Source organism: Stenotrophomonas sp. KH_029 (assembly GCF_057839765.1).
This window is the reverse complement of record NZ_CM174498.1, coordinates 1,179,130-1,190,700: the sequence shown is the minus strand read 5'-3', so window position 1 is coordinate 1,190,700 and position 11,571 is coordinate 1,179,130. Positions and strand designations below refer to the sequence as shown.

The 11,571-nt window shown below is 69.8% G+C and carries 12 protein-coding genes and 1 pseudogene; 5 read left to right on the top strand and 8 right to left on the bottom strand.

Translation table 11 applies throughout. The features are described 5' to 3' along the window. Nucleotides 1–77 precede the first annotated feature (77 nt). Complete coding sequence (locus AC3ITM_RS05555; RefSeq protein WP_489269017.1) at nucleotides 78–1,127, bottom strand: FecR family protein; 1,050 nt, start codon at nucleotides 1,125–1,127, stop codon at nucleotides 78–80. Then, complete coding sequence (locus tag AC3ITM_RS05550; protein ID WP_489269016.1) at nucleotides 1,124–1,615, bottom strand: RNA polymerase sigma factor; 492 nt, start codon at nucleotides 1,613–1,615, stop codon at nucleotides 1,124–1,126. Before AC3ITM_RS05550 ends, AC3ITM_RS05555 begins: the two co-directional genes overlap by 4 nt. 195 nt (nucleotides 1,616–1,810) lie before the next feature. On the opposite strand from AC3ITM_RS05550, the gene AC3ITM_RS05545 reads away from it, so the two are divergent. Beyond that, a complete protein-coding gene (locus AC3ITM_RS05545) occupies nucleotides 1,811–2,125 on the top strand; it encodes a metalloregulator ArsR/SmtB family transcription factor (RefSeq protein WP_228886263.1) in 315 nt (104 codons plus the stop codon). Nucleotides 2,126–2,155: 30 nt separating this feature from the next. After that, the gene (locus tag AC3ITM_RS05540) at nucleotides 2,156–3,565 is read left to right on the top strand and encodes a DUF2867 domain-containing protein (protein ID WP_489269015.1); all 1,410 of its coding nucleotides are present in this window, start codon (nucleotides 2,156–2,158) and stop codon (nucleotides 3,563–3,565) included. Between the two features lie 28 nt (nucleotides 3,566–3,593). Here the strand turns inward: AC3ITM_RS05540 and AC3ITM_RS05535 are convergent, their stop codons facing one another. The 3 genes and pseudogenes from AC3ITM_RS05535 to AC3ITM_RS05525 form a co-directional block, all read right to left on the bottom strand. Further along, nucleotides 3,594–4,721 (bottom strand): metallophosphoesterase, encoded by a 1,128-nt coding sequence (locus AC3ITM_RS05535; protein WP_489269014.1) that lies wholly within the window; start codon nucleotides 4,719–4,721, stop codon nucleotides 3,594–3,596. 289 nt (nucleotides 4,722–5,010) lie between these two features. After that, nucleotides 5,011–5,430: pseudogene (locus AC3ITM_RS05530) on the bottom strand (DUF1801 domain-containing protein); the annotation flags it as partial. A 44-nt stretch (nucleotides 5,431–5,474) separates the two neighbouring features. Then, nucleotides 5,475–5,918 (bottom strand): DUF1801 domain-containing protein, encoded by a 444-nt coding sequence (locus AC3ITM_RS05525; RefSeq protein WP_489269012.1) that lies wholly within the window; start codon nucleotides 5,916–5,918, stop codon nucleotides 5,475–5,477. A gap of 162 nt (nucleotides 5,919–6,080) precedes the next feature. Between AC3ITM_RS05525 and AC3ITM_RS05520 the strand changes: the two genes are divergently transcribed. Both AC3ITM_RS05520 and AC3ITM_RS05515 read left to right on the top strand, forming a co-directional pair. Next, entirely contained in the window at nucleotides 6,081–6,650 is a 570-nt protein-coding gene (locus AC3ITM_RS05520; RefSeq protein WP_228886259.1) for a TetR/AcrR family transcriptional regulator, read from the top strand. Nucleotides 6,651–6,762: 112 nt separating this feature from the next. After that, nucleotides 6,763–7,824 carry an MBL fold metallo-hydrolase gene (locus AC3ITM_RS05515; RefSeq protein ID WP_489270032.1) on the top strand — a complete coding sequence of 354 codons (1,062 nt, stop codon included), beginning with the start codon at nucleotides 6,763–6,765 and terminating at the stop codon, nucleotides 7,822–7,824. A gap of 9 nt (nucleotides 7,825–7,833) precedes the next feature. Here AC3ITM_RS05515 and AC3ITM_RS05510 read toward each other — a convergent pair whose 3' ends face one another. Then, nucleotides 7,834–8,043: a hypothetical protein gene (locus AC3ITM_RS05510; protein WP_228886258.1), complete on the bottom strand. Its 210-nt coding sequence runs from the start codon at nucleotides 8,041–8,043 to the stop codon at nucleotides 7,834–7,836. A gap of 181 nt (nucleotides 8,044–8,224) precedes the next feature. Here AC3ITM_RS05510 and AC3ITM_RS05505 point away from each other — a divergent pair, with 181 nt between their 5' ends. Then, nucleotides 8,225–10,228, top strand: coding sequence for a hypothetical protein (locus AC3ITM_RS05505; RefSeq protein ID WP_489269009.1), 2,004 nt, complete (start codon nucleotides 8,225–8,227; stop codon nucleotides 10,226–10,228). A 27-nt stretch (nucleotides 10,229–10,255) separates the two neighbouring features. Here the strand turns inward: AC3ITM_RS05505 and AC3ITM_RS05500 are convergent, their stop codons facing one another. Beyond that, nucleotides 10,256–11,281, bottom strand: coding sequence for an AI-2E family transporter (locus tag AC3ITM_RS05500; protein WP_489269007.1), 1,026 nt, complete (start codon nucleotides 11,279–11,281; stop codon nucleotides 10,256–10,258). 111 nt (nucleotides 11,282–11,392) lie between these two features. Continuing rightward, a complete protein-coding gene (locus AC3ITM_RS05495) occupies nucleotides 11,393–11,539 on the bottom strand; it encodes a hypothetical protein (RefSeq protein ID WP_489269005.1) in 147 nt (48 codons plus the stop codon). Nucleotides 11,540–11,571: the final 32 nt, after the last annotated feature.

Genomic DNA, 11,571 nt, shown 5'->3' with positions numbered 1-11,571 from the left:
GAATTTTTTCTGACAGTGCCGCGGCGAACCGGCATCGCACCGACACGCCGCTGCAACACTTCGCTGTGTCGCCAAGCTCAGCGCGCGGCCGCACCGGCATCGCCGGCGGCGCGCAGGCGCACCGCGATGCCATCGCGGGTGTGGGTGGTGGCCAGGCTCGGCTGCTGGTCCAGGAACACGCGCAGCGAGTCCAGATCATCGGCGCGCAGGTTGCCGGTCAGGCGCAGCGCACCGGCCCCGGCGCTGACCTGCAGCCGTTGCCGGTTGATCCGGTTGAAGCGGTCGGCCACCTCGCGCAGCGGCTCGTCATGGAACACGATCCGGCCCTGCCACCATGCCAGCATGCTCGCCGGGTCTTCATGGGCGATGCGCACCTGCTGGTCGCGGTAGTCCACCTTCGCGCTTTGCCCGGCCACCAGGTCGGCCAGCATGCGGCCCTGGCCGGCCTCGCCGCGGACCTGCACACGCCCTTCGCTGACCCCGACCCGCAACTGCTCGCGCTGCAGCGACACATCGAAGGTGGTGCCGATATCGGTGACCTGCAGGCCGGCGGCATGTACCGTGAATCGGCGCCGGTCCGGTGCGACCGTGAAACTGGCCTGGCCACGCTCCAGTTCCACGCGCCGCCCGAACAGGCTGAAATGCGCCGACAGCGCGCTTTCCGCATTGAGATGCACCACGCTCTGGTCCGGCAGGGTGATCCGGCGCGGCGCGCCGTGTGCGGCGCTGTAGTGCAGCGTGGTCGGCCAGGCCAGCTGTACGGCCAGGCCGATGCTGACCAGCAATGCGGCGGCCGCAGCGATGCCGGGCAGGTGCCGCGGGCGCGGTGCGGCCGGCGCCGGCGCACTGCGCCGCACCGGCAGCGGCACCACGTTGTCGGTCGGCGCCGGCCGCGCCGGTGCCGCCAGCAAAGCGTCCAGGTCGATCGGCATCGCGCGCAGCGCATCGCCGAGCGCACCGGCCACGCGGCTGATGGCCAGGTATTCGCGCAGGTGGTCCGGGGAGGCCAGCATCCACTGCATGAAGGCGCGCTGCTGCGCCGGGCTCAACGCGCCCTCGCGCTGTAGCGCATGCCAGTGCGCGGCGGTGCCGGTCAGTGCGGCCGGATGCGGTACCGGCGTGTTCACCAGCTCTCCGCGCGGTCGGCCAGCCCACGCCGGCACACCGACAGGCCGCGCACCACGTGCTTTTTGACCATGTGCGCCGACACTCCCATACGCTCGGCGATCTGCTTGTAGCTCAGACCGTCGCGATACTGCATCACCAGCACCGCGCGGGTGTGTTCGGGCAGGCTGGCCAGCAAACGCTGCAGGTGCGCGCTGCGTTGTTCGCGTGCGGCCGCGTCCTCCACGCTTTCCTCGCCCGGCTGACCCTGGCTGAGCTGCTCCAGCGCCTCGATCGGCAACATCGACCAGCGCCGTCGCGCGGCCTGCTCGCGCGCCAGGTTCAACGCCACGGTGAACAGGTACGCCTCCGGGTTGGCGATCGCCTCGCCGCCACCGTCATGCGCGCGCAGCAGGCGCAGATAGGTCTCCTGGACCAGGTCCTCGGCCTCCTGCCGCGCGCCGCGCCGGGTGAAGAAGCCACGCAGCAGCGGCGCATGCTCAACGAACATGCGCGCAAGACGCCCTGTTACCTGCTCGGCCACTGCATTGCCCCGCCCCCGGAAGTGCGGCGCAAGGTATGTCGCGCAGATGACGCTGTGGTGACGGTGGTGGGCAGTGCAGACCGGCACGCCCGGAGCGGCTTGTGCTTGACAACACCCCATCGACAGGAACACCATTAATTAACGAATTAGTTAACTACCCGCATGGACCGTATCTTCGAAGCCCTCGCCTCCACCGCCCGCCGGCAGATCCTGGCCTATCTCAACGGTGGCGAGCTCAGTGCCGGCGAGCTGGGCGAACGCTTCGACTTCAGCAAGCCGGCGCTGTCCAGCCACCTGCGCATCCTCGAGGATGCCGGTCTGATCGAACGCGAGAAGCGCGGCCAGTTCGTGTATTTCCGCCAGGTACCGGACACGCTGACCAATACCCTGTTCGCATGGGCGGCCGAGGTCTGCCCGGTGGGTGGCCCGCTGCAGCGCGAAAGCCGTGCCCGCGCGCGGCGCAAGCCCAGCCCCTGAGCCCCCACAGCGCACGACAAGGACCGCGTCATGCTCGACACCACCCGCGTCAGCCGCTCCTTCCCCAGCATCAGCCTGCCCTCCCTCGGCGACGGCAGTCCGGTCGAAGTGACCCTGATCGCCCAGCTGGGGATCGGCGCCGGCGACCTGCTGCTGCGCGATGCCGGGGTCCGCCAGGCGGCGCATCCGCGCTACCTGGATGCGCTCGACGAACCATCGGCCCGGTTGGGCGGCATGCACCTGGCCCAGCAGGATGCCTCGTCGCTGTATTCGTTCTCGGTGGGCCCGCAGGGGCACCCATTCCACCGCCACGCCGGGGTCCGCATGTTTACCGCGATCGCCGGCAGCGGCGGCGCGCAACTGCGCTTTTCCACCGCATCGGACGCGCAGCTGCAGCGCGATCCGGCCGCGTTCGTGCAGGCGCTGCGCTGCGTCGACATCCCCCCGGACAGCCTGTTTACCGTGCGCTTTGGCAGTGCCACCTGGCACCAGTTCGTCTCGCGCCATCCCCGGCATCCGGCCCTGTTCGCGCTGTCCTGCCATGCCGATGAACGCGCTGGCGCGTTGACCGAGGCGCAGCGCGCGCGCGTGCTGGCCGATGCCGCCGACATCCCCGGCCTGACCGAGACCCTGCCGCCGGCGCTGCAGCAGCTGCTGGCGCAGACCGACCTCAACCGCCTGCCGGTGGTGAGCCTGTCGCTGCACGCACCGGCGCCGTCGTTGCTGGCGTTCCTGTGCGCGCGCAGCCGCAGCCTGGCCGGCCGGCTGCGCGCCGGGCTGGCACGGTGGCACGGCGTGCAGGGCCATGTCGGCCGCCGCGCCGCCGCGCATCCGGTGCATGCGCTGGCCCAGGCCCCGGCCGATTCACTGCTGCAGCAGGCGCTTGCCGGCGGCTTCGACCACCAGGATTACACCACCCTGTCGGTGCCGGCGCAGCGGGTCGGCTGCCGCTCGGCCCAGGCCGTGCTGGAGCGGGTACTGGAAGGCTTCATCCACAATCCGCCCGCCGGCGTGGCGCGGCTGATGGCAGTGCGCAACGTGCTGGTGGCGCCGTTGCGGCTGCGTACTTCGCCATTGGGATGCCCGGCATCGTCGCTGCTGTCCAGCGACGGCAAGGAGCGGTTCGCGCACCGCTTCCCGGTCCATGCCCAGGCCGTGGACGGCGCCGACCGCTGCGCCGAAGTGCTGCTGGGCGCCGATGACCGCCACCTGCGGTTCCGCTCCTGCGTGCGCGTGCAGCTGCACGACGACGGTTCGGCAGACGTGGCGCTGGGCATGCGGGTGCGCACCCTCAACCGCTTCGGCCGCTGCTACATGGCGCTGGTCGACCCGCTGCACCGCCACCATATCGCCCCGGCGATGCTGCGCATGGCAGTGGCGCACGCCCTGGCACCGGAGCTGGTACAGGCGACCGCGGCGCACGACCCGCTCACCGCCTGAACCACCAACGCCGGCCCCCGGCCCCGCGCTACGGGGCGCTGCGCAGGGTGATCAGGGTGATCTCCGACGGCACGCCGATGCGCGCGGCAAAGCCCGGCCACAGCCCGGCGCCGTTGCTGACATACAAGGTCATGCCGGCCACGTCGTAGCGGCCGGACACATAGCCGCCATTGGCACGCTTGACCAGCTGGTCCATGCCCAGGATATGGCCGCCATGGGTATGCCCGGACAACTGCAGCGCCACGCCCCTGGCCGCATTGGCGCGCGCCGTGCCGGGGCGGTGGTCGAGCAGGATCACCGGCGCGGCCGGATCGGCGCCGGCCAGTGCCGCGGCCAGGTCCGGCCGCGGCAACCCGTAGTTGGCCGCCGCCGGATCGGTGACCCCGGCAATGGTCAGCGCCGCGCCGCCGCGCCGCACCTGGGCGTGGCTGTTTTCCAGCACCTGCATGCCCAACGCGCGGAAAGCCCGCATCCAGGCGGCGTACTGGGCGTAGTACTCGTGGTTGCCGGTGATCGCGATCACCCCGTCACTGGCGCGCAGTTGGCGCAGCGGCGCGACATCCGGCGCACGCGCCGCCACGCTGCCGTCGATCAGGTCGCCGGTGATCACCACCAGGTCCGGCGACAGCGCATTGCTGTTGGCCACCACCTTGCCCACCCAGGCGCCGGTCAGCAGGTGGCTGGCGTGGATGTCGGTCAATTGCACGATGCGGTAACCATCGAAGGCGGTCGGCAGGCCCTTGATCGCGACCTCGATCTGCCGCGTCTGCGGTACCGCCATGCCCTGCCAGATGCCATAGGCCGACACCAGCAACGCCACGCCCATCGCCGCCGGCCGCAGCCACCCGGTACGCAGCGCGGCGGCCAGGCGCGGGCAGCGCAGCAGCCGCGCGCCCAGCAACACGGCATCCAGCAGCAACAGCAGCACCGCCCCCAGCAGCAGTGCCGTAAAGCCGGTGGCCAGCAGCGCGATGGCCGCCTTGGGAATCTCCGGCGAGGCCATCGTGCCGGCGAAGCGCGCCACGATCCAGTGGTGCAGCGCCAACGCCAGCACCAGCAGGCCCAACGGGCCACGCACCGACACCGGCACCCGCAACGGCCAGACCACACGCCACACCACGTACAGCGCAAGCAGCAAACCAACAACACTCAGCACAGGCAGATCCAGTTTCGATGGGGGAAAGCCGGCACGCCCGCCTCGCGGCGAACGTACAGCCCCTCATCTTTGCCCAATCCGCCCGCGCCTGCCACCGCAGTCCTGTCACATGACCGTGCGATCGACACCGCCGTCGCGTGGGCACCCCGCCGCTAGCGCGCGGGCGGGCAGCGCTCTTCCTTGCGACGCTCTTCTTTGCGGCGCTCTTCTTCACCGCGGCTTTCGTCGCTGTAGTTTTCTTCAGTACCGGCGCGCCGCGCGCCGCAGGCGACCGCCCGGCCCTGGCGGCGCGGTCGGCCACGTTCAGCGCCACCGCCGCGCGGATCAATGCCGTCAACGCCGCCGCATCGATCGCGTCACCTTCGTGCACGTCGATCGCGCGGCGGGTGGCACCGTCCAGGCTGGCGTTGAACAGCCCGGCCGGGTCGTCCAGTGCCGCGCCCTTGGCGAAGGTCATTTTCACCGCAGCCTTGTAGGTCTCACCGGTGCACACGATGCCGGCGTGCTCCCAGACCGGCACGCCACGCCACTTCACCGTCTCCACGATCCCGGGATGGGCCTGCCGGATGATCCGGCGCAGCTGCGCCAGGGTGGTGCCACGCCAATCGTCCAGGCTGGCGATCCTGGCGTCGATCAACTGCGCGGCCGACGGCTCGGTGGCCGCCGCCGCTGTGCTGTGACGGGATTTGTTGGGGGTGGTCGAGGTCATTGGTGTGTCCTGTCCAGGGGCATGGCGGCGCTGCATGCGGCGACCTACATCCGTTCGCCGGGCAGCCGGCTGGCCTGGCGCACCCAGGCACTGAACTGCGCCTCGTCCAGCGGCGCGTCCGGGCCCACGTGCAGATAGCGGGTGTCGCCACTGCGGGAGGGCTGCGGTGGTACCGGCTGCAGTGCGGTACCGCGGAAGAAGGCCACCTTGATGTAGCCGGTATAGCAATGCAGGCCCAGGAACCAGCCCTCATCACCTGCGCCATACAGCGGGCTGTTCCACTTCACCGCCTTGCGCAGGCCCGGCACCGCAGCGGTGATCAGCGCGTCCAGGCGTTGCCCGACGGCGCGCTTCCATCCCGGCATCGCCGCGATATAGGCCTGCACCGGGGCATCGCCGTAGCCCTTCGGGATCTGCGGATTACCACCGGCTAACAGCCGGGGCCCGACACCGTCGGTGGGCGGAGGGGCGGGGGATTTTGCCGTCATCGGCGGCCTTCCTGTCAGCGGTCCAGAACCGCCTTATAGACCCAGCCCGGCACGCCGACAACCTGCCCGGACCTGAACGGCCTGCCCCTGCCCGTGCACCGGCACTTGCAACCGGTACCGGCCACATCTATAAATGAGCAAGCACTCACTTACTCATTTTCCATGGCCCGCCCGCTCAGCGATCACAAACGCGATGCCATCCTTGCCGCCGCCGCCAAGCTGGTGGCCGCGCAGGGCATCGGCGCGTCCACCGCGCAGATCGCACGGGCGGCCAAGGTGGCCGAAGGTACGGTGTTTACCTACTTTCCGAGCAAGGACGCCCTGCTCAACGCGGTATTCGTGCAGCTGGAAACCCGGCTGGCCAATGCGCTGGCCACCGATTTCCCGACCGGGGCCAACGCCCACGACCTGCTGCAGCACGCCTGGAATGCGCTGATCGCCTGGGGCTCGAGCTACCCGGTGGACCGCATGGCGCTGCGCCAGCTCAAGGTGTCCGAGCGCATCAGCGAACACACCCGCAGCGAATGCGCCGGCCTGTTCGGCAGCATGCTGCACAGCCTGGAAACCGGCTTGGCAGACCACGTCGACGGCCAACGCCTGCCGTTCTACCTGGGCCGGGTGCTGATCAACCTGCTGGAAACCACCCTGGATGCCATGGCCGCCGAGCCCGAACACCGGCAGAGGCTGCAGCAGGCCGGTTTCGACCTGTTCTGGAAAGGCATCCAGCGTTGAACCGGTTTTTTCACCCCATGAATGAGTGCCTACGCGCTCAATATTCCAGCAGAGACACATGCGCGCCCTGCCCCTGATTGCCGCCGCCTTTTCCCTCACCGTACTCCTCGGGATGACCCTGACCGTGCCTATCGCCAACCATGCCAATTCGCCGCAGATGACCGCCGGCCAGTTCACCAACGCCGCTCCCAAGCCGAAGGAAACCGTGACCGGCACGCTCAAGCTGCTCTGGGAATTCCTGTTCGACCGCCCGGCCGGCACCACCCCGCCGCAACCGCCACCGGTACGCGCGGTCAGCGCCGCCGAGCTGGCCGACGCGCCCGAGCACAGCCTGTACCGGCTGGGGCATTCGACCCTGCTGGTGAAACTGCGCGGCCACTGGTGGCTGACCGACCCGGTGTTCTCCAAGCGCGCCTCGCCGGTGCAGTGGATGGGGCCCAAACGCTTCCACGCCCCGCCGATCGCCCTGCAGGACCTGCCGCCGATCCGTGGCGTGCTGCTCTCCCACGACCACTACGACCACCTGGACCGCGCCACCATCAAGCACCTGGCCACCCGCGCCGAGGTGTTCCTGACCCCACTGGGCGTGGGCGACCGCCTGATCGCCTGGGGCGTGCCGCGCGAGCGCGTGCGCCAGCTGGACTGGTGGCAGGAAACCGAGGTGGACGGCCTGCGCTTTGCCGCCACCCCGGCCCAGCATTTCTCCGGCCGCGGGCTGCGCGATGGCAACCGCACGCTGTGGGCGTCGTGGGTGATCATGGATGACGGCCTGCGCCTGTTCTTCAGCGGCGACACCGGCTACTTCGACGGCTTCAAGCGCATCGGCGAACGGTACGGCCCGTTCGATGTCACCTTCATCGAAACCGGCGCCTACGATGCCAAGTGGCCGTTCGTGCACATGCAGCCCGAACAGACCGTCCAGGCCCATCAGGACCTGCGCGGGCGCTGGTTGCTGCCGATCCACAACGGCACCTTCGACCTGGCCCTGCACCCGTGGGACGAGCCGTTCGAACGGGTCAGCGCCCTGGCCGCGCAGCGCGGCATCGCCCTGGCCACCCCGGGCATGGGCGAACGCCTGGACCTGGACGCACCGCAGCCGGGCACGCCGTGGTGGCGGCAGGTGAAGGCCGAGCAGCAGGCGCGCCGGATCACCCCGGTGGGCAGCGCGATGTAGGCGCGCTGCTCAGCCCAGGGCCAGCGCCACCATCAGCGCCGCGGCGATGCACCAGGTGATCGCCACGCACAGGCGCACCTGCTGCACGGTCAACGGCTCGCTGAACAGGTCGATCAGGTCGAACGTGAGCAGCGAGAACAATCCCTGCACGCGCTCGGCGCCGCCCAGGAAGACGATCCACAGGCACAGCAGCGAGAACAGCAGAAACAGGATCAGCATGGGTGCTCCCCGGTGGGCACGATGGATCGGCAGGCTGCGTCCACCCCGGAGGCAGCCGACCCGAGCATACGCAGTCCAGGCCGTCCCGTCATCGACGTCCGCGCGGCGCCATGCCCTTCGGGGGTGAGCGCGGCCAGGGTGCATCTGCTACCGTGCCGGCAGCTGCCCGATCGCCTCTGTAATGCCCCTGCCGACCCAACCTGCGTATTTCCTTCCGCTGACCCAGGCAGCGGTCTCCGCCTTCGTGGACCACGCGCAGATTCCGCCCACCGCGCTGGAACGGGCCGGGCTGTTCGCCGCCGCGCTGTGCCAGGGCCGGCCCCCGCACTGGGCCGCGTTGACCGGGCTGATCGACCAGGCCTGCGCGCTGCTGGCCGCCCGACCCGAGGCAGCCGCCGCGCAGTTCAGCGCACTGGCGCCCAGCATGCCGGCCGACCCGGACCACTGGCTGCAGGCCCTGGCCGCGCAAGGCGTGCTGCTGGGCCCGGAGGAGGTGGTGGCGCACTACTGCGCGGTGTCCGCCGATGCCTATCCGGTGGACCTGTTCCAGGCCGCCTGCCAGACCACGCTGGAACCGCACACCATCCGCTTCTACACCGACGCGGCCGTGCATGCCGACCCCGCGCAGGAACCGGCCGGCGACGCCCGGCCGGCCCCCGCCTACGTCGAGCGCACCCACCACTACACCGCCGAACAGGCGCGTGCGCTGCGCGCCATCGTGGCCAACGACGATGAACACATCGACCTGGATGCCTACGCCGGCGCCGGCAAGACCCACCTGATCCTGCAGTTGCTGGACAGCGCAACCCGGCGCTACACCTATATCGCGCCGCGCCCCAGCCAGGTGCAGGCGTTCCGGCGCCGGCTCAGCGGCGCGCTGCCGATCGAGATCCTGTCGCAGATCAGCTTTGCCAACCAGGTAGCCGGCAACGCGCACCGCCTCGGCCTGCTCGGCACGGCGTTCCGGCCGACCTTCCAGATCAGCAAGGCGTCCTTTGCCGATATCGCCCGCCGCATCGGCCTGCAGCCGATCGGCAACCAGCCCCCGGCCAGCGTCCTGCGCGTGGCCTTCGAGGGCATCGCCAGCTGGTGCCGCTCCTCGGATGAGCGCCTGCAGCCCCGCCACTTCGTGCGGGCGCTGCCGTGGGCGATGCTCGATGCGGCGCCGTACCTGGCCGCCGCCGAGCACGTATGGCGCTGCATGTTCGACCCGGTGCTGCAGAAATCCACCCTGCTCAGCCTCAACGTCGACCACCTCGGCAAATGGCTGGCCCAGCACCACGCGCCGATCCCCACCAGCTGGGGCACGCTACTGGTCGACGAAGGCCACGACATGAGCCCGGCCTGGAAGGCGCTGCTGTCCGGCTATGCCGGCGCGGTGATCAGCCTGGGCGACCCCAACCAGCGGCTGATCGGCCGTGCGCCGCGCTTTGCCACCGGCATGACCCTGGAGATCGCCCAGTCGGTGCGCCAGGGCCGCCGGGTCGAGCAGCTGGTCAACCAGACCGTGGCGCTGGATGCCACCGGCTTCATCCAGGCCCCGTTCGAAGGCTCGGCCGACCAGCCGACCCTGGTCCGCACCTATGCCGGCTGGGACGAGGTGCCGGGCAGCGGCGCGCGCGTTTACGGCAGCCCGTGGCGGCTGCTGGAAGAAGCGCAGCGATTGGCCGCGGCCGGGGCCAGCTTCGGCATTCATCCCGACAGCGTGTCCAGCCTCGGCCGCGAGGTGAACCGCGGCGAAGAGGCCTACCGCGAAATGACCTCGCACGGCGGCAGCAGCCAGCGCTGGGAAGCGTTGCTGGCCGAGTGCAACGACCAGGACATGCCGCAGATCCCGCGCATGTTCATGCGTGGCTACAACCGCGACCGTTTCGGCGAACTGGGCCAGCGCCTGGCCGACTACCACCAGGCGCCGCTGCAGCTGCTGCTGGTCGAGCACGCCAAGAACAGCGAATTTGCCCAGGTGGCGATGGCGATCTGCTGCTTCCGTACCGGCTTCGGCCGCGGCCATGGCCACAACCCGGTGCGCGCGGCCTATACCGCGATGACCCGCGGCACCGCGCAGCTGTGGCTGCCGGCCGGCGCATTGGAGGAACTGGAGCAGAGCATGGCGCGCTACCAGGCCCGGCGCGCCGAGCACCGGCGCAGCAAACTGGCCACGCCGGGCCGGCCGGCCAGGCGGTAGCGCCACGCCGTGCGTGGCGGCGGCGGGTCAGATCCAGCGCTGGTCCAGCAGTTCGCGCTTCACGTAGGCATAGAACACCGGCGCGGCCACCAGCCCCGGCAGGCCGAACGCCGCTTCCATCACCAGCATCGCCAGCAGCAGTTCCCACGCCCGCGCCTGGATCTCGCCGCCGACGATGCGTGCGTTGAGGAAATATTCCAGCTTGTGGATCACCACCAGGTACAGCAGCGCCACCACCGCCACATAGAACGACACCGACAGCGCCACGATGGTGATGATGGTGTTGGAGATGATGTTGCCCACCACCGGCAGCAGCCCGGCCAGGAAGGTGATCAGCACCAGCGTCTTGGACAACGGCAGGTGCACGTCGAACAGCGGCAGCACGCCCAGCAGGAAGATCGCGGTGAACAGCGTGTTGAGCAGGGAAATCTTCACCTGCGCGAACACCACCTGGCGGAACGCGGTGGCCAGGCGGCTGGTACGGCCGACCAGCTCCCGCGCCAGCGGCCCCATCTTCGGCAGCGGCAGCTCGTCGTACAGCGCGATCATCGCGCCCAGCACCATACCGATCAGCACCCGCACGCTGATCTGCACCACCGACGTGCCGGCGATACCCAGCTGCTGGCGATGGGTGGCGGCCCAGTCGTTCACCGCCGTGCGCAGCGCCTGCAGGTCTTCGGGGATGTACGGCTGCAACAACGCCGGTACCTGGTGACGGGACGAATTGAGGATGTCCATCAAGCGCATCAGCAGCGCATCGGGGCCGCCGGTTTCATTGCGGAAGAAGGATGCGATACCGATCGCGGCCAGGGTCAGCACACCAATGATCAGCGCCGACAGCACGATCACCGAGTAGGCCCGTGCGCGCCCGGGCGGCAGCTTGCCTTCCACCGTGGAGGCCAGCAGGTGGGTCAGGTGGAACACCAGCAGGCCCAACAGCAGCGTCACCACCAGGCCCAGCTTCAACGCCAGCCACATGCCCAGCAGCATCAACAACCAGGCCGCGATGCGGGCGACGGGCGGCTTGGGCGGCGCGGGAATCACTAGGGACATGGCGGTGCATCCTGGCAGGTGGCCCATGGTAGTGGATGCGGCCGGCCCGCAGCCGTCGCCGGCCAGGCACCGTTCAAACTGGAGAAAGGCCCGCCCGCCAGGCGCACCGACTCACCGGCCGCGGGCGCCCAGCCCCCGGCATGCGGCAAACAGATCCAGCCCCGGCTGGTACACGCGGCTTTGAACATCCAGCAGGCCCAGCATGGAGTGGTAGAAGTTGTCGTGGCTGTAACGGCCCTTGTCGGCATGCTGACGCAAACAGGACAGGTCAAGGCGGGCCGCCTGCGGCA

Coding starts and splice junctions, on each gene's coding strand:
- AC3ITM_RS05550 (WP_489269016.1), bottom strand. CDS start 1,615: ATGTTCGTTGAGCATGCGCCGCTGCTGCGTGGCTTCTTCACCCGGCGC.
- AC3ITM_RS05520 (WP_228886259.1), top strand. CDS start 6,081: ATGGCCCGCCCGCTCAGCGATCACAAACGCGATGCCATCCTTGCCGCC.
- AC3ITM_RS05505 (WP_489269009.1), top strand. CDS start 8,225: ATGCCCCTGCCGACCCAACCTGCGTATTTCCTTCCGCTGACCCAGGCA.
- AC3ITM_RS05540 (WP_489269015.1), top strand. CDS start 2,156: ATGCTCGACACCACCCGCGTCAGCCGCTCCTTCCCCAGCATCAGCCTG.
- AC3ITM_RS05500 (WP_489269007.1), bottom strand. CDS start 11,281: ATGTCCCTAGTGATTCCCGCGCCGCCCAAGCCGCCCGTCGCCCGCATC.
- AC3ITM_RS05545 (WP_228886263.1), top strand. CDS start 1,811: ATGGACCGTATCTTCGAAGCCCTCGCCTCCACCGCCCGCCGGCAGATC.
- AC3ITM_RS05510 (WP_228886258.1), bottom strand. CDS start 8,043: ATGCTGATCCTGTTTCTGCTGTTCTCGCTGCTGTGCCTGTGGATCGTC.
- AC3ITM_RS05525 (WP_489269012.1), bottom strand. CDS start 5,918: ATGACGGCAAAATCCCCCGCCCCTCCGCCCACCGACGGTGTCGGGCCC.
- AC3ITM_RS05515 (WP_489270032.1), top strand. CDS start 6,763: ATGACCCTGACCGTGCCTATCGCCAACCATGCCAATTCGCCGCAGATG.